Annotated in this window: 24 protein-coding genes; 13 read left to right on the top strand and 11 right to left on the bottom strand. The window is 72.4% G+C overall.

Annotated features, from left to right (window positions below; all coding sequences use genetic code 11):
* Positions 1-5: 5 nt before the first annotated feature.
* The 7 genes from ACFVYN_RS24560 to ACFVYN_RS24530 all read right to left on the bottom strand — a co-directional run bounded on the left by ACFVYN_RS24560 (position 6) and on the right by ACFVYN_RS24530 (position 6,748).
* Positions 6-344 carry an STAS domain-containing protein gene (locus ACFVYN_RS24560; protein WP_390001856.1) on the bottom strand — a complete coding sequence of 113 codons (339 nt, stop codon included), beginning with the start codon at positions 342-344 and terminating at the stop codon, positions 6-8.
* Positions 341-1,630 (bottom strand): PP2C family protein-serine/threonine phosphatase, encoded by a 1,290-nt coding sequence (locus tag ACFVYN_RS24555; protein WP_390001854.1) that lies wholly within the window; start codon positions 1,628-1,630, stop codon positions 341-343. Before ACFVYN_RS24555 ends, ACFVYN_RS24560 begins: the two co-directional genes overlap by 4 nt.
* Before the next feature lie 2 nt (positions 1,631-1,632).
* A complete protein-coding gene (locus ACFVYN_RS24550) occupies positions 1,633-2,433 on the bottom strand; it encodes an alpha/beta fold hydrolase (protein ID WP_390001852.1) in 801 nt (266 codons plus the stop codon).
* Positions 2,434-2,438: 5 nt separating this feature from the next.
* Positions 2,439-4,025, bottom strand: coding sequence for an FAD-dependent oxidoreductase (locus ACFVYN_RS24545; protein ID WP_390001850.1), 1,587 nt, complete (start codon positions 4,023-4,025; stop codon positions 2,439-2,441).
* Positions 4,022-4,753: a methyltransferase domain-containing protein gene (locus ACFVYN_RS24540; protein WP_390001848.1), complete on the bottom strand. Its 732-nt coding sequence runs from the start codon at positions 4,751-4,753 to the stop codon at positions 4,022-4,024. Before ACFVYN_RS24540 ends, ACFVYN_RS24545 begins: the two co-directional genes overlap by 4 nt.
* A gap of 63 nt (positions 4,754-4,816) precedes the next feature.
* Positions 4,817-6,010 (bottom strand): lycopene cyclase family protein, encoded by a 1,194-nt coding sequence (locus ACFVYN_RS24535; RefSeq protein ID WP_390001846.1) that lies wholly within the window; start codon positions 6,008-6,010, stop codon positions 4,817-4,819.
* Between the two features lie 150 nt (positions 6,011-6,160).
* Entirely contained in the window at positions 6,161-6,748 is a 588-nt protein-coding gene (locus ACFVYN_RS24530; RefSeq protein ID WP_390001844.1) for an RNA polymerase sigma factor, read from the bottom strand.
* 249 nt (positions 6,749-6,997) lie between these two features.
* Here ACFVYN_RS24530 and ACFVYN_RS24525 point away from each other — a divergent pair, with 249 nt between their 5' ends.
* Genes ACFVYN_RS24525 through ACFVYN_RS24510 form a run of 4 tightly spaced genes read left to right on the top strand, consistent with a single transcriptional unit; the run spans position 6,998 to position 11,854 of the window.
* The gene (locus ACFVYN_RS24525) at positions 6,998-8,320 is read left to right on the top strand and encodes a polyprenyl synthetase family protein (protein WP_390001842.1); all 1,323 of its coding nucleotides are present in this window, start codon (positions 6,998-7,000) and stop codon (positions 8,318-8,320) included.
* On the top strand, positions 8,317-9,840 hold the full coding sequence (gene crtI, locus ACFVYN_RS24520) for a phytoene desaturase family protein (RefSeq protein ID WP_390001840.1): 1,524 nt from the start codon (positions 8,317-8,319) through the stop codon (positions 9,838-9,840). Before ACFVYN_RS24525 ends, crtI begins: the two co-directional genes overlap by 4 nt.
* Positions 9,837-10,844 carry a phytoene/squalene synthase family protein gene (locus ACFVYN_RS24515; RefSeq protein WP_390001838.1) on the top strand — a complete coding sequence of 336 codons (1,008 nt, stop codon included), beginning with the start codon at positions 9,837-9,839 and terminating at the stop codon, positions 10,842-10,844. Before crtI ends, ACFVYN_RS24515 begins: the two co-directional genes overlap by 4 nt.
* Positions 10,841-11,854, top strand: coding sequence for a DUF5914 domain-containing protein (locus ACFVYN_RS24510; RefSeq protein WP_390001836.1), 1,014 nt, complete (start codon positions 10,841-10,843; stop codon positions 11,852-11,854). Before ACFVYN_RS24515 ends, ACFVYN_RS24510 begins: the two co-directional genes overlap by 4 nt.
* Before the next feature lie 39 nt (positions 11,855-11,893).
* Here the strand turns inward: ACFVYN_RS24510 and denD are convergent, their stop codons facing one another.
* Positions 11,894-12,910 (bottom strand): D-erythronate dehydrogenase, encoded by a 1,017-nt coding sequence (gene denD / locus ACFVYN_RS24505; protein ID WP_390001834.1) that lies wholly within the window; start codon positions 12,908-12,910, stop codon positions 11,894-11,896.
* A gap of 165 nt (positions 12,911-13,075) precedes the next feature.
* On the opposite strand from denD, the gene ACFVYN_RS24500 reads away from it, so the two are divergent.
* From ACFVYN_RS24500 to ACFVYN_RS24475, 6 genes are all read left to right on the top strand, one after another.
* The gene (locus ACFVYN_RS24500) at positions 13,076-14,833 is read left to right on the top strand and encodes a CocE/NonD family hydrolase (protein ID WP_390001832.1); all 1,758 of its coding nucleotides are present in this window, start codon (positions 13,076-13,078) and stop codon (positions 14,831-14,833) included.
* The gene (locus tag ACFVYN_RS24495) at positions 14,830-16,473 is read left to right on the top strand and encodes an AMP-binding protein (RefSeq protein ID WP_390001830.1); all 1,644 of its coding nucleotides are present in this window, start codon (positions 14,830-14,832) and stop codon (positions 16,471-16,473) included. Before ACFVYN_RS24500 ends, ACFVYN_RS24495 begins: the two co-directional genes overlap by 4 nt.
* Positions 16,470-17,258, top strand: a complete 789-nt coding sequence (locus tag ACFVYN_RS24490; protein WP_390001828.1) for an enoyl-CoA hydratase/isomerase family protein — start codon at positions 16,470-16,472, stop codon at positions 17,256-17,258. The genes ACFVYN_RS24495 and ACFVYN_RS24490 overlap by 4 nt, the downstream gene beginning before the upstream one ends.
* Complete coding sequence (locus ACFVYN_RS24485) at positions 17,255-18,013, top strand: SDR family oxidoreductase (RefSeq protein WP_390001826.1); 759 nt, start codon at positions 17,255-17,257, stop codon at positions 18,011-18,013. Before ACFVYN_RS24490 ends, ACFVYN_RS24485 begins: the two co-directional genes overlap by 4 nt.
* Before the next feature lie 78 nt (positions 18,014-18,091).
* The gene (locus tag ACFVYN_RS24480; protein WP_390001824.1) at positions 18,092-18,748 is read left to right on the top strand and encodes a TetR/AcrR family transcriptional regulator; all 657 of its coding nucleotides are present in this window, start codon (positions 18,092-18,094) and stop codon (positions 18,746-18,748) included.
* Positions 18,749-18,992: 244 nt separating this feature from the next.
* A complete protein-coding gene (locus tag ACFVYN_RS24475) occupies positions 18,993-19,919 on the top strand; it encodes a hypothetical protein (RefSeq protein ID WP_390001822.1) in 927 nt (308 codons plus the stop codon).
* A 126-nt stretch (positions 19,920-20,045) separates the two neighbouring features.
* On the opposite strand, the gene ACFVYN_RS24470 is transcribed toward ACFVYN_RS24475, so the two are convergent.
* The gene (locus ACFVYN_RS24470) at positions 20,046-21,665 is read right to left on the bottom strand and encodes a phytoene desaturase family protein (RefSeq protein WP_390001820.1); all 1,620 of its coding nucleotides are present in this window, start codon (positions 21,663-21,665) and stop codon (positions 20,046-20,048) included.
* Positions 21,658-22,158, bottom strand: coding sequence for an SRPBCC family protein (locus tag ACFVYN_RS24465; protein ID WP_390001818.1), 501 nt, complete (start codon positions 22,156-22,158; stop codon positions 21,658-21,660). Before ACFVYN_RS24465 ends, ACFVYN_RS24470 begins: the two co-directional genes overlap by 8 nt.
* Positions 22,159-22,301: 143 nt before the next feature.
* Between ACFVYN_RS24465 and ACFVYN_RS24460 the strand changes: the two genes are divergently transcribed.
* Positions 22,302-22,760 carry an SRPBCC family protein gene (locus ACFVYN_RS24460; RefSeq protein ID WP_390001816.1) on the top strand — a complete coding sequence of 153 codons (459 nt, stop codon included), beginning with the start codon at positions 22,302-22,304 and terminating at the stop codon, positions 22,758-22,760.
* Between the two features lie 295 nt (positions 22,761-23,055).
* Here the strand turns inward: ACFVYN_RS24460 and ACFVYN_RS24455 are convergent, their stop codons facing one another.
* Positions 23,056-23,535 (bottom strand): ATP-binding protein, encoded by a 480-nt coding sequence (locus tag ACFVYN_RS24455; protein WP_390001814.1) that lies wholly within the window; start codon positions 23,533-23,535, stop codon positions 23,056-23,058.
* A 160-nt stretch (positions 23,536-23,695) separates the two neighbouring features.
* Here ACFVYN_RS24455 and ACFVYN_RS24450 point away from each other — a divergent pair, with 160 nt between their 5' ends.
* Together ACFVYN_RS24450 and ACFVYN_RS24445 are read left to right on the top strand one after the other, a co-directional pair.
* Positions 23,696-24,073 (top strand): STAS domain-containing protein, encoded by a 378-nt coding sequence (locus ACFVYN_RS24450; RefSeq protein ID WP_390001813.1) that lies wholly within the window; start codon positions 23,696-23,698, stop codon positions 24,071-24,073.
* 244 nt (positions 24,074-24,317) lie between these two features.
* The coding region (locus tag ACFVYN_RS24445) for a HAMP domain-containing protein (protein WP_390001812.1) at positions 24,318-24,726 on the top strand (409 nt) is incomplete at its 3' end.

Here is a 24,726-nt window from a genome sequence, read left to right as displayed (position 1 = left end):
TCGGCTCAGGTTCGAGCGCCGCTCGCGTCGTCGGGGTGGATGGTGAAGATCTGATCGAGGCCGACGATGCGCAGCACGCGCAGGGTGTGCGGCGGTACGGCCGCCAGGGCGACGTCCGCCTGGACGGCCTGTGCGCTGCTGCGCGCGGCGATCAGAGCGGTGATGCCGCTGGAGTCGCAGAACTCCAGTCCGCTCATGTCCAGGACCAGGCACTGGCCCGGCTGGAGGGAGAGCTCGTCGAGGACCGCGCGCAGTTCGGCGACGTTGGCGTAGTCGAGTTCACCGAAAAGCTTCAGAACGGGGCCGGTCGCGGCGTCTCGGGTGGTGATTTTCAGCGGGCTCATCGTTCGTTTCTCGTCCGAGGGTCGGAGGCGGGGACACCGATCGCGAGCAGGGCGGTGTCGTCGTCGAGGCCGTCGCCGAAACTGTCCAGAAGTCCGGTCAGGGCCTGGACGAGGGCGTGCGGTGACTTGCCCGCGTGCCCGGTGACGAAGGCGAGCAGCGCCTCGTCGCCGTAGAGAGCGGTGCGGTCCTGGCCGGTGCGGGCTTCGGTCAGGCCGTCCGTGTAGAGAAGAAGCGTGTCGCCGGGGCCGAGCACGGTCCTGGCGTCGGCGAAGCGCGCGGAGGGCAGGATGCCGACGAGAAGGCCGCCGGGAGTGGGCAGGAAGTCGGCCGTGCCGTCCGCGCGCAGGACGATGACCGGTGGGTGACCGCCCGCGGCGAGGTGGACGGCCAGTTGCCCGGTCTCCGGATCGGGTTCGAGGGTGCCGAAGACGGCGGTGCAGTAGCGGGGGTCGCCGCTGCCTGCGTACCGCTCGTGGAGCACCGTGTTGAGGATGCTCAGGGCGGAGACGGGCTCGGGGTCGTGCAGTGCCGCGGCGCGCAGGGTGTAGCGGGTCAGCGAGGTGAGTGCGGCGGCCTGGGGTCCCTTGCCGCACACATCGCCGAGGAAGAACCCGAAGCGCTTGCCGTCGAGGGGGAAGACGTCGTAGAAGTCGCCGCCCAGCCGGTCGGGTGAGGCCGTGTGGTAGTGGGCGGCCGTCTGCACACCGGGTACCGGCGGCAGGGTGTCCGGGAGCAGCGACTGCTGGAGTACGGCGAGCGCCTCCTGCAGTCGGGCGCGGTCGGCCTCCGCCTGCCGGCGTGCTTCCTCGGCCGCTTCACGGCGGCGCAGGAGTTCCTCTTCGTAGGCGCGGCGGTCCCGGGCGTCGAAGACGGTGGTGCGGATCAGCAGGGGCTGCCCGGTGGTGCCGTTCTTGATGACGGACGACGCCAGCACGGGGATCCGGCCGCCGCCGGGCTGTTTCATCTCCAGGGCTATTCCGCTGATCTCGCCCTGCATCCGCAGCAGTGGCGCGAAGTGCGTCTCGTGATACAGCTTGCCGCCGACGGTCAGCAGGTCGGTGAACCGCATCCGGCCCACGACGGCCTCCCGCTCCAGGCCGAGCCAGTCCAGCAGGGTGCCGTTGATCTTCGCGACGGTACCGTCCATCAGCGTGGAGAGGTATCCACAGGGGGCGTCCTCGTAGAGGTCCTCGGCGCTGTCCTCCAGCAGTGCGGCGAACACCGCGTCCGCGGTGTCGTCGCGGTCGGCGTCCTGGGGGTCGGGCTGCCGGCCGGCTCGGCACATCATCACAGGCTCGCGAGGAAGCCGACGATCGCCCGGTTGGTGGCCTCGGGGGCGGACAGGTGCGGACAGTGGCCGGTGGCGTCGAGCGTGACCAGGGTCGAGCCGGGAATCGTCTCGTGGACGAAGGCGCCGACCTCACGGGGGGCGATCACGTCCTGGGTGCATTCCAGCACCAGCGTCGGCACGCTCACGTTCTTCAGGTCGTCCCTGGAGTCCGAGAGGAACGTGGTCCGGGCGAAGACGCGTGCCATGTCCGGGTCGGTGGCGCAGAAGCTGTTCTTGAGCTCGTCGCCCAGCTCCGGCCGGTCGGCGTTGCCCATGATCAGCGGGGCCATGGCGGCCGACCAGCCGAGATAGTTCGCTTCCAGGGACGCCAGCAGTTCGTCGATGTCCTCGGCGCTGAACCCGCCCCGGTAGCCCTCGTCGTCGATGTACCGCGGGGACGGCGCGACCATCACCAGCGCGCCGATCCGCTCCGGAGCCAAGCCGGCCGCCAGTACGCCGATCATCGCGCTGACGGAGTGGCCCACGAACACCGCGTCGCGCAGGTCGAGCGCTTCGCACACCTCGACGACGTCCCGGGCGTACCCGTCCAGAGAGGCATACCGGTCCGCCGAGAACGCGGTCGCGTCCGAGCGGCCCGCCCCCACGTAGTCGAACAGCACCACGCGATAGTCGTCGGCCAGGGCGGGCACGGTCAGCCGCCACATGTTCTGGTCGCAGCCGAAGCCATGTGCCAGCACCACCGTCGGCCCTTGCGCGTTGCCGGTGACGGTCACATGGTTTCTGCTGAGGATGTCCATACCCATCAGTCTCTCAAGTCGCCGACGCGCGCCGTGACGCCCCCTCCACCGCCCCGGCCGAGCCGTCGAAGCAGGCGGTTGCGGCCGCCGTTGGGCACCGTCCACAGGGGGTGGCCTCGTACCGCCCACGATTGCAGGATGGCGTTGGCGGCGAGGAATCCGCTGGTGGCGGCGCGTTCCATCAGGGCGACGGGCAGGTCCGTACGCACCAGGTCGCCCGCGAGCATCAGGCCGGGCTGCGGGGTGCGTACGGCGGGGCGGTCGGTGTATCCGCCGACGGGGAACAGGGGGCAGTCCTGCCGCCACTCGTGCCGTGCGTCGAGGACGCGCGCCTCGCGGGTCTCGGGGTAGACGTTCCGCAGCTGTGTGATCAGGTGCCGGGCCTGCGCGTCGGGGTCGGCGTTCTGCGGCAGCGCGTAGCCGTGGAGTTCGACCACGGAACCGCCGGTGCGGGCGGACCAGCGTGCGGCCTCCTGCTCCCAGCGCTCCAGGACGCTGACGTTGTCCAGCGAGTCGTATCCGGCCGTGCCGAGGAATCCGGGCCGGCCGGCGTCGACGGGGCGGTCGAGCCAGAGCCGGGAGACGAGGAAGGGCGGGGCGGTGCGGAGCCGGCCGACGCGTTCACGCCAGGCGGCGTCGGCGAGCCCGGGTGAGCGGCCGACCAGGGAGCGCAGGCCCGCGGTGTCGAGGGCCAGGACGACGGTGTCGTACCGCCTCTCCTCGCGGTCCGTGGCGACGGTGAAGGCGCCGTCCGCGGTGGGCGAGACGTTCTCGACTGGGGTGGACAGGCGCAGGTCGGCGCCGTGGTGAGCGAGGTGTTTGGCGAGGGGGTCCCACAGGGCGGTCGGGAAGGGGTCGTCGGGCACGTCGAAGAGAAGTCCCTCGGAGCTGCCGAGGAAGTAGATGTGGAACATCAGGACCATCTCGGCGGCCGAGAGGTCGCGGGGGTCGGCGAAGAAGCTGCGGGAGAAGACCTCGAAGGCCAGGTGGCGTGCGGCCGCCGGGAAGCGCAGGGACGCGAGGAAGTCGTGGGCGCTGACGGCGTCCAGTTCGGCGTAGACGTCGGGGACGCGGACGTCCAGCAGGGGAAGGGCCCGTGCGGGGCTCATGCGCGCCATGTCCCGCCAGCGGAAGGAGGGGCTCAGCGCCACGAAGCCCAGGGCGCTCAGTGGCGGGGTGCGCGGCACTCTGCGGAAGCTGTCCCGCAGTCCGTCGCGGTGCCGCAGCGGGTAGTCGGGGAGGCCGGTGAGGCGGCCCGGAGGGTTACCGGTACGGCTGAGCAGGCTGCGCAGGTTGTAGTACTGGCGGAAGAAGGCGTGGAAGCCGCGGCTCATGGTCGCGGTGGTCCCGTCGTACAGGTCGGTGCTCCAGCCGCCGACACGCCCGCCCAGGTAGGCCTCGCGTTCGTAGAGCGTGACGTCGACGCCGCGTTCGGCAAGCGCCGTGGCGGCGGCGAGGCCGGCGATGCCGCCGCCGACGACGGCGGTACTGCGCGGCTGCCCGCCGACCCGGGTCGCTCCGGGCGGCGGGGGCAGGAGGACGGCGTGCCGGTCCCGTCCGGGGCGGGCGGGGCCCGCCGTGGCGGCGGTCACCGGCCGCTCCCGGCGGACGGGGCGGCGCGGCGGGCGACGACGGTGTGGGTGATGCCGGTCTGCCAGCCGGGCAGGGGCAGGGCCCGTACGCGGTCGAACCCCCGCGCTCGCACGCGGTCCGTGAAACGGTCGACCGTGTCGAACTCGACGACGCTGCGCCACAGATGGCGGTACAGGTCGCCGTCGCCGAGGGCGGTGGCGACGGGCAGCACCAGGCCGCGGCACACGGCCGTCCAGACGGCCCGGTCGAGCGGGCGGCCGCTGAGGGTGTACTCGTGCACGGCGAGCCGGCCGTGCGGGGCCAGCAGGTCGTGGACGGTGTCCAGCACGGCGTCGGGGTCCGCGACGTTGCGGAAGAGGTAGGCGGCGAACACCGCGTCGAAGGGTCCGTCCACGCCCGCCTCGGCGAGCGCCTCCGCCGGCGCGCACACGAACCTGACCTTGCCGTGCCACGGCTTGGCCATGGCACGGTCCAGCATCCCGGCGGAGGCGTCCACCGCCGTGATGTCGGCGTCGGGCAGCACGCGGGCGAGCGCGGCGGTGGAGGCTCCGGTCCCGCAGCCGAGGTCCAGCACGCGCAGCCGGGTGCCCCGGTGGGGCAGGCCGAGCCGGCGGGCCGAGCGGCGCAGCTGGGCGTGATAGCCGGGGTTGGCGGCCACGAGTGTGTCGTACCTGTGCGCCGCGTGGTCGAATGCGGCGGCCAGGTCCGCGTCACGCAGCACGGTCACGCTGCCTCCTGGGGCGGGTCGGTCGCGGAGTCGAAGTCGGGGAGCGGCGGGCCGCACCGCGGGTCAGGGTCTGGGGAAGGGGCGTCGGGGCAGCCGGGGCACTTGCGCGGCGGCTCGCAGCATGGGCAGGACGGGGGTGCGCAGACCGATGGCGAGTTCTTCGTGCGGTCGGGTTCCGCCGTCGAGGAAGCGCAGGAGCCGGGTCATGGGGATCCTTGTGAACAGGCGTGCGAAGAAGTCCGCGCCGTCGACCAGGCCGCTGTCGAGGGCGTGCAGCAGGACCGCGTCCATGGCGCGGGAGCGGGGCGAGTGCGGCAGCGGGGGCAGGGGCCGCCGGCCTCGGAGCAGGGCTGCCGCGACGGCCGCGGTCTGCCGCTGCACGCCGGCGAAGGTGTAGCCGGTCGAGGGCCGGGTGGCTCCGCCCGCCGCTCCGATACGGAAGACCGACGGGCCCGTCTGCCGTGCGAACCTGGCGTCGGTCATCGGGATGACGCCGGTCTCGGTGCCGGTCACCTCGAAGTCCCGCAGCCCGAGCACGGTGCCGGTGTAGTGGTCCAGGGCCTTGTCGTACGCGTCCGCGGACAGGACGGCCGACGAGAACTCGGTGTACTCCACCAGGGCCTGGTCCGGGCGGGTGGGCAGCACGTAGCCGAAGGAGAGGCCTTCCGCGGGCTGGGACGTGCGCAGGTCCATGAACTCGACGCGGGCCGGGTCGAAGACCGGACGGCCGGTGCGGACGAACCAGCCGTGGAAGTGCTGGAGCAGCGTCGTCCGGGCCGCGGGGACGCTGCCCAGCGGCCGGGAGTCGAACACCCAGCGGGCCTGCAGGGATTCGGGGCGCCCGTCCGCCGTACGGGTGTCGATCCGCGCACCCTGCGGGAGTCCCTCGACGCTCTCGACCGTGGCCTCGACGCGTCGCACCTGTCCGCTGCGGGCGAGCTCGTGCTCGATCAGGGACTCGAAATCGTCCGAGTGGATCATCTTGTAGCGCAGCGGGGAGATGTCGTGCTCGATCGGCTCCCCCGTGGGCGGGTGCACGCACAGCCGCTGCCACGACCTGGTGACCGCGGCGTCGTAGGGTCCGCGGCCGGTCTCCCAGAAGCACCAGGTGCGCCGGGGCGGGCGCAGCGGTCCTGGTGGGGCGTCCACGAGGACGACGGACAGGCGCCGCGCGCCGGGGGCGGGGTGCGAGAGGCGGTGGGCCAGGGACAGGCCCGCGGCTCCTGCTCCGATGATGGCGACGTCCGCCTCGTCCATGGCCGCTCACTCCCCTCCGCGCCCTCGCCGTGCCGCCGTGTGGTGATATTCCGGTCGCGATACCCGTCCGGATGCGGATGTCACCTGGCTATGTCACCTGCTGTGTCACCTTTTCCCACGGTGACGATGTGGATCGATTCCGCGTCGATGTCACGCCGCGCACTCGACGGGATCGTCCGTGCGGAGCCGCCCCGCGAGGCGCCGCAGCCCCCGTCGGGCGTGGCTCTTGACCGTTCCCAGCGGCCAGCCGGTGAGCTCGGCGATCTGGGTCTGGGTGAGGTCGTCGTAGAAGGCGAGGTTGAGCACCCGGCGCTGCGGTGCCGGCAGCTGTGACATCTCGTCGGCGAGCAGGACACGGTCGAGGGCGGTCTCCGGCAGCACGGCCTCGTCGTGGGCCCGCAGCAGCAACTGGGCGCCTACGGCGGCGACGAGTTCGTTGCGCCGGGTGCGGGCGGCGAGCGCGTCGGCGATCTTCCGGCGGGCGATGCCCGTGAGCCAGCCGGGCAGGGTCCCGCGGTCCGGCGCGAATCCGGCCCGGCCCCGCCACGCGGCGAGGAACACCAGCTGGGTGACATCCTCCGCCTCCCTCGCATCCCCCAGGGAGCGCCGGGCGAGGGCGTGGACGAGGGGGCCCCACCGGTGGTGCACGGCCGCGAGGCATGCCTCGTCCCCTGTGCGAAACCCGTCCACGAGCTCGCGCTCGTCGATGTCCCGGCCGGTTCGCTGTGCGGTCGTCATCGTCACTCCTCCGCTGGGCCTGGTGGTCGTCGAGAGCGACCGAGGCCCTTCCACCGTGCGGATTCCACGCGTATGGGGCAACTTGCATCGACTTCGCATCGAATCGAGCCGGCGAGGGGAACACGCACCCGCGTGGGACCCGGTCCCTTCCATGCCTTCCCGTTCCGCCCCGCATCCGTCTCCGCCATCCGAGGCGAACCGGTCATGACGACGCCAGCTCCGAACACGAGAATCCCGAGGGGAACCGGCATGAGCTCCACCGTGGCAAAGGACCACCGCGCGGACCGGAGTCCGTGCGCACCGGCGACCGCCGAGCAGGTCTCCCCCGCTCCGGCCCACCGGACGGCCGCGGAGACGGGCCACGGCCGAGGTGATCACCAGCGCGCCTCCCCGCCCGAGACACCTCCGGCGTACGGCGACGACCCGCGTGCTGTGGACGCGGACGTGCCGCACGCCGTGCGCGCGGTCCTCGGCGATCTGCTCGAGCATCACGTGGCCGCGGCCGAGGCCGTGGATCCGCTCTTCGGGGAGGACCTGGCCGCGCGGGTCGCCCGTTTCACGCGGAGCGGCGGCAAACTCGGCCGTGCCCATTTCGTGTGGTGGGCGCTGCGGGCCTGCGGCGGCGGCGAGCCCTGGCAGGCGCAGGCCGCGCTGCGGATCGGTGCCGCCCTGGAGCTCCTCCAGACCTGTGCCCTGGTCCATGACGACGTGATGGACGGCGCGCGGCTGCGCCGCGGACAGCCCGCCCTGCATGTCGACGTGGCGGCCCAGTACGCCGGTGCGTGTGCCCCGGGGCGCGCTGGGCGCCTCGGGGAGGCAGCTGCGATCCTCGCCGGTGACCTGGCCCTGGCCTGGGCGGACGACGTGGTGGCGGACACCGAGATGCCGCGCTCCGCCGCGCGACGGGTCCGGGAGCTGTGGAGCGCCCTGCGCACGGAGATGGTGGCCGGGCAGTACCTGGACGTGCAGGGCGAGGCCACCTCGGCGCGTTCCGGGGCCCGGGCGATCCGCGCCGCCTGCCTCAAGAGCGCCCGGTACTCCGTGGAACGCCCGCTCGCGCTCGGGGCGGCCCTGGCCGACGCCGGCCCCGCCGCCACCCGGGCCCTGTCGTCGGCGGGCCGCCGCGTCGGGCTGGCCTTCCAACTGCGCGACGACCTCCTCGACGCCTTCGCGGATCCGCGCGACACCGGCAAGCCCCGGGGCGGCGACATCCGCAGCGGCAAACCCACCTACCTCGCCGCCGTCGCGCAGGCGCGAGCCGAGGCCTCGGGTGACCGACGTGCCCAGGACCTGCTGCGCGACACACTCGGCCGTACGGACGCCTCCGACGCCGAACTCGCCGCTGTGCTCCATGTGTTCGTGTCCACGGGCGCGCGCGACACCGTCGAGGAGAAGATCCGCGGGCTGGTCGCCCAGGGACTGCGCCACCTGGACGCGGCCTCACTCGAACCCGGACCCGCGAGGCGGTTGCGGGGGCTCCTGCGCTCCGCGGGCGGCGTGGCCGACACCGCGGCCTCCGAGGTGGTCCCCCTCTCCCTGAACCCGGCGACCGGCGAAGGGGCCGACCGATGACTCGTACCGTGCCCGGGCGCACCGACCATGTGGTGGTCGTCGGCGCCGGCCTGTCCGGACTGGCGGCCGCCCTGCACCTGCTCGGGGCGGGACGCCGGGTGACCGTGGTGGAACGCGACGCGTCACCCGGTGGGCGTGCCGGGCGGATCGTCCGCGGCGGCTACCACTTCGACACCGGACCCACGGTGCTGACGATGCCCCACCTGGCGGACGAGGCGTTCGCCGCCGTCGGCGACAGCCTGCGCGCCCGGATCGAACTGGTGCCGTTGCACCCGGCCTACCGGGCCCGGTTCGCCGACGGCAGCACCCTGGACGTCCACACCGGCGCGGAGGCGATGGAGGCGGAGATCGAGCGCTTCGCCGGGGCCCGCGAGGCCGCCGGATACCGGCGGTTGCGCGCCTGGCTGGAGCGGCTGTACCGGGTGCAGATGCGGCGCTTCATCGACGCCGACTTCGACTCGCCCCTGCGCCTGCTCCATCCCGACCTCGCACGCCTGGCCGCGCTCGGCGGGTTCGGGCGTCTGGACGCGCGCATCGGACGCTTCCTGCACGACGAGCGGCTGCGGCGCGTCTTCTCCTTCCAGTCCCTGTACGCGGGGGTGGCCCCGGAACGCGCCCTGGCCGCGTACGCCGTCATCGCCTACATGGACACGGTGGCGGGCGTCTGGTTCCCGCGCGGCGGCATGCACGCCCTGCCCCGGGCGATGGCGGCCGCCGCCGCGGACGCGGGGGCCGACCTGCGCTTCGGGGAGGCGGTCACGCGCCTGGAACGCTCCGGGGAACGGATCACCGCCGTGGTCACCGACACCGGCCGTATCGCCTGCGACGCCGTCGTCCTCACTCCCGACCTTCCCGTCACCTACCGGCTGCTGGGCCGCGCCCCGAAACGGCCGGTAGGGCTGCGGTTCTCGCCGTCCGCCGTGATCCTGCACGCCGGCACGGACCGCACCTGGCCCTGGCTGGCCCACCACACCCTCTCCTTCGGGGCGGCCTGGCGGCAGACGTTCTCCGAACTCACCGAGACCGGCCGCCTGATGAGCGATCCGTCCCTGCTCATCACGCGTCCGACCGCCACCGATCCGGGCCTGGCCCCGCCCGGCCACCATCTGCACTACATCCTGGCGCCCTGCCCGAACACCGCGCTCGGCCCCGGCCCGGCCGCCTGGGGCGAACTGGGGCCGCGCTACCGCGACAGTCTGCTCACGGAACTGGAACGGCGGGGCCTGGACGGCCTCGCCGCCGCCATCGACGAGGAGTGCCTGGTCACTCCGGCCGACTGGCAGGCCCAGGGCCATGCGGCCGGCTCGCCCTTCTCCGCCGCCCACACCTTCGCGCAGACCGGTCCGTTCCGCCCGCGCAACCTGGTGCGCGGCACGGTCAACGCCGTTCTCGCCGGCTGCGGCACCACCCCAGGCGTCGGCGTGCCGACCGTCCTGCTGTCGGGCAAGCTCGCCGCCGCACGCATCACCGGCCGTGCCCTCCCCGCAGTACGTGCAACGCGCGAACGGAGGCCCGTATGACGTCCCGTGAACTCGACGCGGCAGGCGTCACCGATCCGGTCCTGCGGCAGGCGTACACCCGATGCAGGCAGCTCAACGCACGGCACGGCAGGACGTACTTCCTCGCCACCCGTCTGCTGCCGCCGACACGCCGACCGGCCGTGCACGCGCTGTACGGGTTCGCCCGCTGGGCCGACGACATCGTCGACACGCTCGACGCCACGACCACACCCGCCGAGCGAGCAGAGCAACTGACCCGCCTGCAGCACCAGTTGGAAAAAGGACTGAGCACGGGCGACAGCGCCGAACCGGTCGTCCGCGCCCTGGCCGACACCGCGCTGCGCTACGACATCGACCACCGCCACTTCACCGACTTCATGACGGCGATGCGCGCCGACCTCGACACCACGGCCTATGCCACCTACACCGACCTGCGCGCCTACACCTACGGTTCGGCGGAGGTGATCGGTCTGCAGATGCTGCCGGTGCTCGGCACGGTCGTCCCGCGCGAGGAGGCGGCACCGCACGCGGCGGCCCTGGGCGTGGCGTTCCAGCTGACCAACTTCCTGCGGGACGTGGGCGAGGACCTCGACCGAGGCCGCGTCTATCTGCCAGCCGACCTGCTGGCCGCCCACGGCGTCGACCGGCACCTGCTGCGCTGGAGCCGGGACACCGGACGGCCCGACCACCGGATCACCGCCGCCCTGCGGGAGTTCGAGCGGCTGACCCGTGAGCTCTACCGTGCGGCCGCCCCGGGCCCGGCCATGCTCGACCCGGTCTCCCGCCCGTGCATCCGCACCGCCTTCGTCCTGTACGGCGGAATCCTGGACGCGGTCGCCGCGGACGGGTACCGCTCGGTGCAGCGCCGTGCGGTGGTCCCGGGACGCCGCCGCGCCGTCGTGGCCCTCGACGGCCTGGTCCGGGTGGTCGCCGCACGGCTGCGGCACAGGAGGGCCGGCGACCGGGCTGCACCCGTACCGGGCACGGCGGCCGACACTCCCTCACCCTTGCGGAGGATCGCATGAAAGCCCGGCGACCTGCAGACCGTGCCCGCTTCCCGCTCGCCCTGCGGCGCCGCCCGGTGCGCTGGGAGAAGCAGCAGCCGACGTGGCGGCAGGCCCGGCCCGGCGTGATCGCCGAGGCACTGAAGCGGGCCCAGGCCCGCTCGTCCGGCAACTGGTACGTCGTCGGTGCCGCCCGGGACGTACGCGCAGACCGGCCGCTGTCCGCGACGGTGGCCGGGCAGGAGGTGGTGGTGTGGCGCACCGCCGACGGGCGGCTCGCGGCGGGTCCCGGCATCTGCCCGCACCTGGGGGCACCGCTCGCCGACAGCCCGGTGCGCTGCGGGACCCTCGTCTGCCACTGGCACGGACTCGCCCTGGACGGCGGGCCGTTCGCCGGCTGGGAGCCGCTGCCCGTGCACGACGACGGAGTGCTGGTCTGGGTGCGTCTGGACCAGGTCGGCGGTGAACCGCCGACACGGGCACCGGTCGTTGCGCCCCGGCCGCGGTTGTCGCGCTCCGTCGCCGCCGTCTATGCCGGGGTGGGGATCTGCGAGCCCGAGGATGTCCTGGCCAACCGGCTGGACCCGTGGCACGGGGCCTGGTTCCACCCGTACTCCTTCGTCGATCTGACCGTGGTCGGCACGCCCGGCGCCGAGGGGGCGGTCGAGGACGGGTTCACCGTGGACGTGTCCTTCAAGGTCGCCGGGCGGTTCGTCGTGCCGGTGCGGGCCAGGTTCACCACGCCCGAGCCACGGACAGTCCTCATGCGCATCACCGAGGGCGAGGGTCTGGGCTCCGTGGTCGAGACCCACGTGACCCCGCTCGGCCCGGACGAGCTGGGCCGGCCCCGCACCGCCGTCGTCGAAGCGGTCGTGGCCTCCTCCGCGCGTCCCGGCTTCGCCGTGGCCCGCTCGGCTGCCCCGGTCCTGCGCCGCTTGATGACGGCGGGTGCCGGGCGGCTGTGGCGTGACGACTTGGCCTACGCCGAACGCCGCTGGCTGCTGCGCTCCACGGGGCGCTTCCCCGGCTGACGGACTGCTGACGGACTGCTGACGGACTGCTGACGGACTTCAGTCGAACGGGGCGGTGACCGCGCCGGGGTGATCGGCGAGGTAGTCCCGGAGCACCGACAGGAAGCTCGGGTCGGGGCCGAGTCCCAGTGCGGCGGCGCGCCGGTGGTCGAACACGGCCGGCCATGAGCCGACGATCGACTCGACCGCGGGGTCGGGAGCGAGGGTGACCCGGTCGGCAACCGTGTCACCGGCCACCTGTCGCAGGGTCGCCAGCATGTCGGCGACCGAAACGGTCAGGGCGGGCAGATTCACCGGTAGCGGGCCCTCCAAGTGGCCCGGCCCGGTGCCGCGTTCGGCCTCGGCGACCCGGAGGATGCCCTCGATGGTGCGCCGGGGCGAGGAGAGCGCCACTTTCAGCGCGGGATCGACCGGGCAGACGGCGGGTAGCCCCGCAAGTGGCTCACGGACGATGCCGGACAGGAATCCGGAGGCGGCCGCGTTGGGCCTGCCCGGACGTACCGCCACCGTCATCAGCCGCACGACACGCCCGTCGACGAAGCCGCGTCGGGTGCAGTCCGCGATGAGCTGTTCGCAGATCAGCTTCTGGGTGCCGTAACTAGATCGCGGTACCGGCACCGTCGTCTCGCTGACCGCCGCCGGCAGAGGCAGGGCCGGGTGGGAGCCGTAGACGGCGACACTGCTGGCGAACAGCATCCGCGTCACCGGCCCGCCCGAGCGGGACTGCGCCCGGGTCGCCTCCAGCAGAGCGCGCGTGACGTCCACGTTGGCGCGCATCCCGAGGTCGAAGTCTGCCTCGCACTCGGCCGACACCGCGGCGGCGAGATGGAACAGCACGTCCACCGGCTCGGCGAACACCGTGTCCAGGTGCTCGGGCAGTTCTCCGTGCACCACCTGGACGGGCACCTCGTCACCCTGTGCCGCGCTGGCGCGGGACAGCCGGTCGACCAGCACCAGACGGCTGACCGGCTCCCCGCCGAAGACCCCCGCCCGCGCCAGCGCACCGGCCAGCAGTCGTCCGAGGAACCCGGACGCACCCGTCACGACGATTCTCACCGGTTCATCTCCTCCGCAGGCGGGCCGATCCCCCCGATGTCTACCCCTGTCGGCCCCGGCCAGGGCTCACGTCAGGGCTCACGTCAGGGTAATTGACAGGGTACGAAAGTACTGCCTAACGTACCCACATCCTGAACAACGCCGTCGGCTCGACGAGGAGTACCGATGCAGCACCTGTACGAGATAGACGTCCGGGTCCCGATGCGTGACGGCGTCGCGCTCGCCGCCAACGTGTGGCATCCGGCCCAGGGCCAGGCGCCGACGCTGCTCGTGCGCATGCCGTACGGCAAGGACGTGTTGGCCCTCGGTCACGGCTCCATGCCCGACCTGGGGGCTCTGTTGGAGGCCGGCTACGCGCTGGTGGTGCAGGACTGCCGGGGCACGCACCGCTCGGAAGGCGAGTTCGTTCCTCACATGGCTGACCGGGCCGACGGCGAGGACACCGTCGTCTGGATCGCCGACCAGCCGTGGTCGGACGGCACGGTGGGCATGTTCGGGGCCTCCTACCTGGGGATGGTCCAGTGGGAGACCGCGGTGACCGGTGCTCCCGCCCTCAAGGCGATCGCGCCCGCCCTCACCTCGATCGACAACTACGAGTCGCCCTGGTTCTCCGCGGGCGGCGCGATGTCACTGAGCCTGGTCACGATGTGGAACGCCCTGATGTACATGGCCGACGCGCAGCGGTCCCTGGCGGCCGGCAAGGGCTCCGTGTCCCAGCTGCAGCAGCTCGCTCAGGCGGCGCTGTACCCCGAGCCTCTCAACGACGTGCTGCCGACGGGCGAGGTTCCGGTCCTGGCGGAGTACGGCAAGTGGTGGGACGACTGGATGGCCCACCCCTCCCACGACGGGTACTGGGACGCCATGGAGCTCACGCCCGAGCTCAAGAACGTCACCGTCCCGGCCCTGAACATCGGCGGCTGGTACGACCTCTACATCGGACAGACCGTGCGCACCTACACCACCGCCCGCCGACAGGCAGGCAGTGCGCAGGCACGCGAGGGGCAACGGCTGATCATCGGTCCGTGGGATCACAACCCCTCTCCTACCGGCGTGTACCGCGACCGCTCCTTCGGTCCGCTGGCCAGTGCCCAGATGGCGGGCCTCGGTGCCCTGCAGCTGAAGTTCTTCGACCGCTGGCTCCGCGGCGACACCACCGCTCTGGACGACGTGGCCCCGGTGAAGATCTTCGTGATGGGCATCGACCAGTGGCGCGACGAGCAGGAGTGGCCGCTGCCCGACACGAGGTGGACCGACTTCCACCTCACCAGCACCGGCCACGCCAACACGGCGGACGGCGACGGGGTCCTGACGACCGAACCGCCGACCACCGCCGGGCACGAGACCTACCTGTACGACCCGCGCCGCCCGGTTCCCTCGGCCGGCGGGGCGTCCATGCCGACGACACCGGGGTTCTGCGGCCCGGTCGACCAGCGGACGGTCGCCGGCCGCGAGGACGTGCTGTGCTTCGCCGGCCCGGTACTCGAGGAGGCCGTGGAGGTCACCGGCCCGGTCAGCCTGACCCTGTTCGTCTCCTCGTCGGCGGTGGACACCGACTTCACCGCCAAGCTCGTCGACGTGTTCCCCGACGGCAAGGCGATCAACCTGTGCGACGGGATCCTGCGCACCCGCTACCGGGGCGGCCTCGCCACCGAAGAACTCATGGAGCCCGGCACGGTCTACGAGATCACCGTCGACATGACCGCCACCTCCAACGTGTTCCTTCCCGGTCACCGCATCCGCGTGGACGTGTCCAGCAGCAACTTCCCGCGCTACGACCGCAACACCAACACCGGCGGCGTCATCGCCCGCGAGAGCGAGGAGCAGATGATTCCCGCGGTCAACCACATCCACCACGGCCCGAACCACCCCAGCCGCCTGGTCCTGCCCGTCATCGACCGGCCCGACCGCGAGGACCAGCAGTGAGCGCCGCCGACCGGGTCGCCGAACTCGCCGCGACCTTCACGGCTCCTTCCCTGAATGTGCCCTGGCTGCTGTGCGACCGGCACGCCCCCGAGAACGTCGCGTTCACCGTGGTCGACGGCGACGGCAAGGCTTCGGCGCTGACCTTCGGTGCTCTCGCCGCGGACTCCCACCGCTGCGCACGGGCGCTGCAGGGGCTCGGCGTCGGTCCGGGCGACCGGGTGGCGACCCTGATGGGCAAGAGCACCGACCTGGTCACCGTCCTCCTCGCGATCTGGCGGCTGGGCGCGGTCTATGTCCCGCTGTTCACCGCGTTCGCGCCCCAGGCCATCGCCCTGCGTCTGGAGGGTGCGGGGGCGCACGTGGTGGTCGTCGACCCGGACCAGCGCCACAAGCTCGACCCGGGGCCCGACATGCCGGACGACCCTCGACGCCGCGTCGTCGTCACCGGAACCGCGGCCTCCCACGGCGACGCGTCGCTCGGCAACCTCGTCGCGGCCGCCGCACCCGAGCCGGTACCCGCCGTCACCACCAGCGGGGACGGACCCCTGGTGCACATGTTCACCTCCGGCACCACCGGCAAGCCCAAGGGGGTCGTCCACCCCGTCTCCTACGTCGCCGGATGGCAGGTCTACCTGGAGTACGGCCTGGGAGTCAGCCGGGGCAGCAGTTACTGGTGCGCCGCCGACCCCGGCTGGGCCTACGGGCTGTACGCGGCCATCGTCGCCCCGATGGCCGCCGGCATCCCCAGTCTGCTGCTGTCCGGCGGGTTCTCCCCGGAGGCGACCTGGCGCACGCTCGTCGACCACCAGGTGACCGACTTCAGCGCGGCCCCCACCGTGTACCGGGGACTGCGCTCCTCGTCGGCGCCCGTGCCGCAGAACCTGCGACTGCAGCGGCTGTCCAGCGCGGGTGAGCCCCTGACTCCCGAGGTCAACGAGTGGGCCGGGGCCACGCTCGGCCTGGCCGTGCACGATCACTTCGGCCAGACCGAGGTCGGCATGCCCCTGGTCAACCCCCACCACCCCGAACTCGCCCGCCCCCTCAAGGCGGGGTCCATGGGCCGGCCAGGGCCAGGCTGGAACCTGACCGTCCTGGCCGACGAGGAGGACGAGCCCGTCGAGCCGGGCGTGCTCGGCCGGGTCGCGATCGACGTCGCCGCCAGCCCGCTGATGACCTTCCGCGACTACCAGATCCCCGGGCAGGCCGACGCCAAGTTCACCGCGGACGGCCGCTGGTACCTCACCGGCGACGCCGGGCGCGTCGACGCCGACGGCGACTTCTTCTTCTCCTCCCGCGACGACGACGTCATCATCATGGCCGGCTACCGGATCGGGCCGTTCGAGATCGAGAGCGTCCTCGCCCAGCACCCCGCGGTCGCCGAATGCAGTGTCATCGGCGCCCCCGACGAGGTCCGCGGCGAGGTCATCGAGGCGTACGTCGTCCTCCGCGACGGGATCGACGCCTCACCGGAGCTGGCCGCCGAACTCCAACTGCTGGTCAAGACCCGCTACGCCGCCCACGCCTACCCGCGCCGGATCCACTTCATCGACGCCCTGCCCAAGACACCGAGCGGCAAGACGCAGCGCTACCTGCTGCGCCGACGCCGACGGACCGAACTCGCCACTCCGGAGTCACCGTGACCGGCACGCAACCACTGCTCGTCGAACAACGCGGCCCCGTCCGATGGCTGCTGCTCAACCGCCCCGAGCGGCGCAACGCCCTGGACGTCACCCTCATCGAGGCCCTGGACAAACAGATCACCAGCGCGGAGGCCGACCCCGGCACGGCGGTGATCGCGGTGGCGGGCAGGGGACGGAGCTTCTGTGCGGGCGGGGACTTCCACCAGTTCCTCCAGATGCACGACCGCGGCGAGAACCCGGTGGACTTCCTGACCGACGTGTCGGCCTGCTTCAGCCGTATCGCGGCCAGCCCGAAGCCATGGGTCGCCGTGCTGCACGGTCACGCCGTCGCCGGGGGTCTCGAACTGGCGCTGGCCTGCGATGTCGTCGTCGCCGCCGACACCACGCTCATCGGGGACGGGCACCTCAACCGGCGCCTGGTGCCGGCAGGGGGGTCGAGCGTCCGGCTGCCCGGCGCGGTCGGGCGGGGCCTGTCGCGCCGGCTCCTGCTCACCGGCGAACTGCTGCCCGCGACCGCCTTCGCGCACACCGGCTGGATACAGGCGATCGTGCCCGAGGACGACCTCGACGCCACGGCCACCCGCCTCTGCCACCGGTTGGCCGACCGCCACAGCCCCGCACAGCAACGGCTCAAGACGCTGCTGCACCGCATCGACGGCATGGCCCCTGAGCAGGCCCTGCGCGAGGAGCTGGCCACCTTCGCCGACAACTGGCCGGCAAGCTCGGTGGCCGACGCCCTGCGGGCCTTCCTCACTCCCCCCACCACGAAAGCGGACAACACGTGAAGCGCTACCAGGGACGGGTCGTCGCCATCACCGGGGCCGCACAAGGTCTCGGCCTCGCCATGGCGGCCCGGTTCGCCGGGGAGGGCGCCACGGTCGCGCTGGCCGACGTCAACGAACAGGCCCTCACCGACGCCGCCAGGACCATCACCGACGCCCACGACGCGGAACTGCGCACCGACGTGGTGGACGTGACGAGGTCGGCCCAGGTCAACGACTGGATCGCCGGGGTCACCGACGCTCTGGGCCACCTCGACGTGCTGGTCAACAACGCCGGCATCATCCGCGACAACCGCGTCGAGGACATCACCGACGACGACTGGCACGCGGTCATCGACGTCAGCCTCACCGGCGGCTTCCACTGCGCCCGGGCCGCGTTCGGGCCCATGAAACGCCAGGGCTACGGACGCATCGTCAGCTTCTCCTCCATGTCCTGGCGCGGGAACTTCGGCCAGACCAACTACGTGGCCGCCAAGGCGGGCATCGTCGGCATGACCCGCACCCTCGCGCTGGAGGGCGCCCGCCACGGCATCACCGCCAACGCGATTGCCCCCGGCCTCATCGAGACCCCCATGCTCGCCTCCATGAACGGCCCCGCCCGCGACAAACTCACGAACAAGATCCCCATGCGCCACACCGGCCGGCCCGAGGACATCGCCGAAGCCGCGGCCTTCCTCGCCAGTGAGGCCGCCGGTTACATCACCGGCGTCGTCCTGGACGTGGACGGCGGCATCTCCATCGGGTCCTCGATCAGGTGACGTCGCTTCGACGGTAGGCGCGGTGGCGGTGGGGTCACCCGCCGCTTCCGGCGGGCGCACGCATGGGAGAATGCTGCGGTGACGGCCCAAACTGACTCGCGCGACCGACGACCACGCCGGACGACACGCAAGCGGGTCGTCGACACCCGTCGGCGGGACGAACTGCTGCGCCAGGCCGAGGCGATCATCCTGGCCGAGGGGTTCACCGCGGTGACCATGGACGAGCTCGCCCAGCGGCTCGGGTGTTCCAAGGCGACGCTGTACAGCCTCGCCTCCACGAAGGAACAACTGGTCCTCGCGGTCACCCGCGCCTTCTTCCGGGACGCGACGGTCGAGATCGAACAGGCCGTCCAGTCCGAGCCCGACCCCCGGCACCGCATCCGGGTCTACCTCGCCGGCGTCGGCACGGCCATGCGCCGCCATTCCCACGCCTTCTACGACGACATGGTCGGTTACGAGCCGACCGCGCAGATCTACCGCAAGAACTCCGCCGCCGCGGCGCACCGGGTCCACCAACTGATCGAAGAGGGCGTCCGGACCGGCGTCTTCCGCGCACTCAACGGGCATTTCGCGGCCCAGGTCGTGGCGGTGACCATCGACGCGGTCCAGTCCGGGGTCCTTCTGGAGAGCACCGGCCTGACCGCCGGCGACGCCTTCTCCGAGCTCGGCGACCTCCTGCTGGACGGGCTGAGTTCGGGGCAGGGCCGGTCAGGACCCGCACCGACGACGGACTGACCGAACCGGCCGCAGGACCTGCGAATACCGGCGCAGAACTCCCAAGCCAGGACGCCGTCGCGTGCCGAACTCGTGAAAGATTGACGGGAATTGTGAAGACCGACAAGAATGCGGCTCGCTCGCTGCGACTGAAGCGAGCGAAGTGACACGCGTGGCTCGCCACGGCTTGCAGTCCCCTTTCCCGCCTGCCGCGGCCGCTCGCGTCCTGCCACCTCCCACACTCTCAAAACCGGTAGGGCCTATCTTGACGCGCCTTTCTCGCTCCAGAACGTCGGCCGCCGTCGCCGCGACCGCCTTCCTCGCCACTGCCACTCCCCTCTTCGGAGCGGCTGCCGCCAGCGCCACACCCGCGGGCGGCTGCCAGTCCGCCACGGTGCAGTACCGCATCGTCGACGCCGCCGGAAAGCCGGTCGACGCCGACTGGACCTCGCAGGGCGGCTTCCACCAGTGGTCCGCCGCCCCCGGCACCGTCGAGGTGCGGCTGGCTCCCGGCCAGACGGTCGGCGACGGCTGCAAGTACCCGGTCTCGCTTGCCGAATACACCACCGAGGGCCCCAACTGGCCCACCTCCGGTCTCCAGACCCTCGTCGACCACGCCACCGTCTATCTCGGTGCCGCGGACCTTCCCGGCGCCGACGACGCCAAGCAGACCTGGCAGAAGCTCACGGTGAAGACGCCGGACTGCTACGGACAGATCGACCTGTACGGCGACGACGTCATCTACGACGGCGGGTCGGGAGAGGGTCACGGACCCGCGCCCTACCAGCCCGACAACGTCGTCACGCCCTACCACCTGATCGCCGCGTGGAACGGCGGCGACAAGTCGTGCACCCCCGAGCAGCCGAACTCCCCCACTCCCCCGGCCCCCCCGTCCACGCCGGAGAGCCCGAGCAGCCCGTCGGCCGGCCAACCGCCCGCGGACGAGACGACTCCGCCGGCCACGTCCAGCACCCCGCCCCCCTCCTCCAGCACCCCGCCCACCACGCCCGACGTCCCGCCGCTGGAGTCGACGCCCCCGACCTCCCCGGCACCCTCGCCCAGCGACAGCACCCCGCCGCTGGCCGAGACCGGTTCCAGCGCGCCGGTCGGCCTGATAGCGGGTGGCGCGGCCGCCGTGATCGCCCTCGGCGCCGCCGCCCTCTACGGCACCCGCCGCGCACACCGCTCCTGACCCGGACCGCTCCCGGCACCGCCACGCGGTGACGCATCCGGCAGTTTCGCCCCCAGGCACCGACACACCCGCTCAGCCGGGGCAAGGGAATGCGGTGGAACTGCCGTCGCGGCGACCCGCCGCGGGTCAGCGTTTGCTTCCCGTGCGGTCGCGGTGGGTCAGGAGTCGTTGGGCGCGGGCGAGGCCGGGGGGCCGGTTGCGGTGCAGGGCGGCCCGTGCCGCGTTGGCGCCCGGTGCTCCGTGCACGCCGCCGCCCGGGTGGGCGCCGGAGGACGCCAGGTAGAGCCCGGGGACCGGCGTCTCCGGACGTCCGGTGCCGGGCACGGGTCGGAACACGAGCTGCTGGTGGAGTGCGGTCGTACCCCCGTTGATGGCGCCGCCGCCCAGATTGGCGTCCAGCGCTTGGAGGGTCGGGGGCGCCAGGATGCGGCGGGCGCGGACCAGGGCGCGGAAGCCGGGCGCGAACCGTTCCACCTGGCGTTCGACCCGGTCGGCCATGAGCTCCTGGTCCTTGGTGTCCCACTGGCCGGTGATGCCTTCGTCGGCGGCGTCGGCACCGATCTCCTGGGGGACGTGGGTGTAGGCCCAGGCCGATTCCGTGCCCTGCGGGGAGCGGGTGGCGTCGGCGGTGGTCATCTGTCCGAACAGCAGGAAGGGGCGGTCCGGGACCTGCCGCATGGCGAGCTGCGCGGCGAACCGCGTGAGTTCGTCGACGCCGTCGGCGAGGTGTACGGTGCCGGCCCGCGACGCCTGCTCGGCCCGCCAGGGCACCGGGCCGTCGAGCGCCCAGTCGACCTTGAACGTGGAGAAGTCCCACTGGAACCGGTGCAGGTCGTCCAGGAGCTGCGCGGGCAGGTGCTCGGGGTCGAGGAGGCTCCCGTACAGGGCGGGTACCGACACGTCGGCGAGCACCGCCCGGCGGGCCGGCACCGCGTCGCCGGCCGCGGTCCGTACGCCGACGGCCCGGCCGCCGCGGACGACGACCTCCTCGACGCGCTGCCCGCAGCGGATCCGCCCGCCCCTGGCCTGCAGACGACGGACCAGGGCCTGGGTGAGGGCGCCGGAGCCTCCGACGGGGACGGGGAAGCCGTACGTCTGGCCCAGCATGGCCATCAGCCAGCCGAAGCCGCCGCTGCCCGCCGATTCCGGGGCGAGGTCGGCGTGCAGGGCGTTGCCCGCCAGCAGCAGCCGGCCGCCCTGTCCGCGGAACTCCTCCTCCCCCATCCGCCGTACCGGAAGGACCAGGGTCCGGGCCATCCGCAGACCGCCCGCGGCCCGCAGCCGCCACGCCAGGCGGGCCGTCGCGCGGACCGGCGGGAAGGGCGTGAACAGCGCGTCCAGAAGGTCGGGGCGCACCGTCAGCCACACCTCGTGCAGCCGCCGCCACGCGTCCCCGTCGCCCGGCGCGAAGGCGTCCAGGGACCCGGCGGTGGTGTCGAGATCGCGGTCCAGGAGGGCGCAGCTGCCGTCGGTGAGGGGGTGGGCGAGCACGCTCGGCGCGTTGCTCCAGCGCAGTCCGTGGTCCTCCAGGCGCAGTGCGGCCAGCACCGGGGAGGCGGCGGCGAGCGGGTAGAAGGAGCTGAAGAGGTCGTTGACGAAGGCCGGATCGACCCCGTGGTCGTGGCGCACCGCGCCGCCCGGCTCCGGCTGCTCCTCCAGCACCTCGACGCTCCACCCGGCGTCCGCCAGCACGTTGGCGGCGACCAGACCGTTGGGGCCGGCGCCGATCACCACCGCGTCAGGCATGACCGGCGCCCTCCGCGCCCGGTACCGCCGACCGGATCGGCACCGGACGAAGGGCGTCGCGGTCCCGGTTCTCGCACAGCCTGGCCAGTCGGGCGAGCATGGTGCGGTGGCGCAGCTGGATCAGCGCGTCGAAGCCGACGTTGTGCAGCCGGCCACCGGCTCCCTGCAGGGGGTGCTCGTCCACGATGACCAGGCAGTGCTCGCCCCAGGGCAGCAGTTCGATCGCGATGCGGGCCGTGCCCAGCACACCGGCGTGGGCTTCCAGCTCCAGACGGGCGCCTTCCTCGCAGTGGCGTACGACCGTCTCGTTGGTCAGTCGGACCGGGCCGAGCCGGACCTGGAAGCGGATCGCCGCGTCCTGGTGCGGCCACTTCCCCCGGACCGGCTCGGACCAACTGGTTCCCACGACCCACTCCGCATAGCGGTGACCGTCGGCGAGGACGTCCCACACGGCACTCGGACTGACACGGATCAGACGATGGCGACGAGCCACGGATACCTCCCGGACTGTGTGTGCAGAGAACTTCCCTCGTGATCCGTCGGCCGGATGCACCGTCACCGTTCGTCTCGCGTGATGTCCGGTCCTCCCACAGGGTCGGCGGGCACCCATTGCGGCTCGACCGATGAGGAGTGCCCATGTCCGGAGAGTTCAAAGCGGTGGTGGACGTCGACCGGCCGGTGCAGGAGGTGTTCGCCTACCTCGCCGACGGGCGCAACGATCCTCGGTTCAGCCCCCGGGTCCTGAAGATCGAGAGGATCCCGGACACCCCGACCGCCGTGGGCACGGTCTTCCGGAGCACCGTCAAGGACGCCGGTATGAAGACCGCCCGGGAGTTCCGCATCACCGGACTCCAAGCGCCGGTGAGGCTCCGCTGGACCGAGGCGAGCAAGAACAGCGTGACCGTGCGCGAGGGCGGCTACGACCTGGAGTCCCTGGCCGAGGGCCGCACTCGCGTCAGTGTCTTCAACGTCCTAGAGGGCCACGGTGTGGGCAGGCTGCTGGTCGGCCTGGCGCTGGCCGCGGCCGGCAAGGACGCCCCCGCCTTCGGCATCCGCATCAAGACGGCCGCCGAGAACGACATCGGTCCCGGCTGACGTTCCTCGTGCGTGGGGCGGGCGGCGCCTTCGCCGAGGGGCGGCCCTCGGACGCCGCGCACCCTCGTGCCCGCCGTGATCCCGGCCGGGCGGCGGACGGCGGCCGGCCGGGCTCGCGCTCCGGGCGGTACGGATGGACTGACGGTGACCCTGGTGCCGCGGCCGGGCGCGCTGTGCACCCGGACCGTCCCGCCGTCCTCGCCCGCCAGGGCGCGGAGCACCGCCCCGGCGGGCATACGTCACTCCCGCCGGCTCTGGCCGCCCCGGCGACGGCCCGCCGCCCCTCGGCCGACCCCTACATCGGATCGTCGGACAACGTGAGGCGGGCCGTGACGCACTTTCCCACCGGCTCTCGGCGCACCTCGATTCCCTGGACGACCGCCATCACGATCTCCAGACCGTGCTGGCCCACCCGCCCCGCGTCGGCGGCGCGGGCCAGCGGAAGTGTCGGATCGGTGTCCCACACCTCGATCTCCAGCATGCCGTCGTTGATGCGCAGATGCAGCAGCACCGGCCCGGGCGCGTATTTCAGCGCGTTGGTGACCAGCTCGCTGACCACCAGCTGCCCCAGGTCCATGGTGCGGGCCGACACCGGCAGCCCGTACTCGCCCTGCACCCGCGTCAGGAACTTCGATGTCTGGGCCCGAGCGTCGGCGATACAGCCGTCCGCTCCGTCCAGGGCCACGGTCACCTCGGCAGGTGCGGCTTCCGGCATCCGCGAACACTCCTCAGGCAGGACCCGCACCCTGCCGACCATCTCCAGTACCCCGTTCATGAGCGCGCGGATACCCCGTGTTTCATGCCTTACTCCTGTGCAGCGCTGTTCCTGTGCTGCGGACGAACCCGAGGGCCGTCTCATGCATCGCGCCGGGACTTTTGGGGCAGCGGTGGCACCAAGGACGTGGCACACCCCATCGAGTGCGCGAAGGACGCGAGTGGCAGAGAAGCGGGAAGCAGCGGGTCACGGCGAATTGTCCGTGGTCCGGACCGACGTCGACGGCATCACCGTCCTCGGCCTCGACGGAGAGATCGACCACCAGAGCGTGAGCGGCCTCACACGGGCCCTGGCTCCGGCGGACGCCTCCGTGGGCCGGCGGGTCGTCATCGATCTGAGCCGGGTCACGTTCATGGACTCCAGCGGTGTCAACGCCCTGATCGCCGCTTTCCAGACCGCCCGGGCCTCGGGCGGATGGCTGCGGCTCGTGGTGGTGCCTGGCGCTGTGCTGCGCACCTTGCAGCTCGTGGGCCTCGACACCGTCATCCCCTTCCACCCGACCCCGGAGGACGCCCTCGCGACACGGCCGGGGCAGTGAAAACCGGGCCGAGTACCCGTCCTCGCCACCCTCATGCCACCCTCACCCTTCCTTTTTTCGTCATGTCGCCAAGCTTCCGTCAACCTTTTGTCGCTGCTCGGCACCTGGGTTAATCTTCATCGGATTTCTCATCGCGCAGCTCCGTGGGGTGCGGGATTGTTGCTGGTGAGCGGGCCCTTCACGAGCCCGGCACGGTTCCGAGTCCTCGGTGCGGGGGCTCGTGGGGAGCGGAACGAGGGTGCGCATGACCAGCACGTCGACGGAGGCCCGGGAACAGGCGCCGGGCGAGCAGGAGCTACTGCAGTTGCTGGCCGGGCTGACCGCCGTGCGCGACGGCGACTTCGGCACACGGCTGCCGTCCGACGGACAGGGTCTGCTGGGGGACATCGCCACGGTCTTCAACGGCATGGTCGACCAGCTCTCCGTGTTCACGTCGGAAGTCACCCGCGTGGCCCGCGAGGTGGGCACCGAGGGCACGCTGGGCGGCCAGGCCGAGGTCCCGGGGGTCTCCGGCACCTGGGCGGACCTGACCGACTCGGTCAACGCCATGGCGGGCAATCTGACCACCCAGGTCCGTGACATCGCCCAGGTGGCGACCGCGGTGGCGAAGGGCGACCTCTCCCAGAAGATCACCGTCGACGCCCGCGGCGAGA

It is taken from the genome of Streptomyces sp. NPDC058307, assembly GCF_042880295.1.
GTDB lineage: Bacteria > Actinomycetota > Actinomycetes > Streptomycetales > Streptomycetaceae > Streptomyces.
The sequence above is the reverse complement of the archived record's forward strand: the minus strand, read 5'-3'. Positions and strand labels throughout refer to the sequence as shown.

Coding starts and splice junctions, on each gene's coding strand:
- ACFVYN_RS24560 (WP_390001856.1), bottom strand. CDS start 344: ATGAGCCCGCTGAAAATCACCACCCGAGACGCCGCGACCGGCCCCGTT.
- ACFVYN_RS24555 (WP_390001854.1), bottom strand. CDS start 1,630: ATGTGCCGAGCCGGCCGGCAGCCCGACCCCCAGGACGCCGACCGCGAC.
- ACFVYN_RS24550 (WP_390001852.1), bottom strand. CDS start 2,433: ATGGACATCCTCAGCAGAAACCATGTGACCGTCACCGGCAACGCGCAA.
- ACFVYN_RS24535 (WP_390001846.1), bottom strand. CDS start 6,010: ATGGACGAGGCGGACGTCGCCATCATCGGAGCAGGAGCCGCGGGCCTG.
- ACFVYN_RS24530 (WP_390001844.1), bottom strand. CDS start 6,748: ATGACGACCGCACAGCGAACCGGCCGGGACATCGACGAGCGCGAGCTC.
- ACFVYN_RS24525 (WP_390001842.1), top strand. CDS start 6,998: ATGAGCTCCACCGTGGCAAAGGACCACCGCGCGGACCGGAGTCCGTGC.
- crtI (WP_390001840.1), top strand. CDS start 8,317: ATGACTCGTACCGTGCCCGGGCGCACCGACCATGTGGTGGTCGTCGGC.
- ACFVYN_RS24515 (WP_390001838.1), top strand. CDS start 9,837: ATGACGTCCCGTGAACTCGACGCGGCAGGCGTCACCGATCCGGTCCTG.
- ACFVYN_RS24510 (WP_390001836.1), top strand. CDS start 10,841: ATGAAAGCCCGGCGACCTGCAGACCGTGCCCGCTTCCCGCTCGCCCTG.
- ACFVYN_RS24500 (WP_390001832.1), top strand. CDS start 13,076: ATGCAGCACCTGTACGAGATAGACGTCCGGGTCCCGATGCGTGACGGC.
- ACFVYN_RS24470 (WP_390001820.1), bottom strand. CDS start 21,665: ATGCCTGACGCGGTGGTGATCGGCGCCGGCCCCAACGGTCTGGTCGCC.
- ACFVYN_RS24460 (WP_390001816.1), top strand. CDS start 22,302: ATGTCCGGAGAGTTCAAAGCGGTGGTGGACGTCGACCGGCCGGTGCAG.
- ACFVYN_RS24455 (WP_390001814.1), bottom strand. CDS start 23,535: ATGAACGGGGTACTGGAGATGGTCGGCAGGGTGCGGGTCCTGCCTGAG.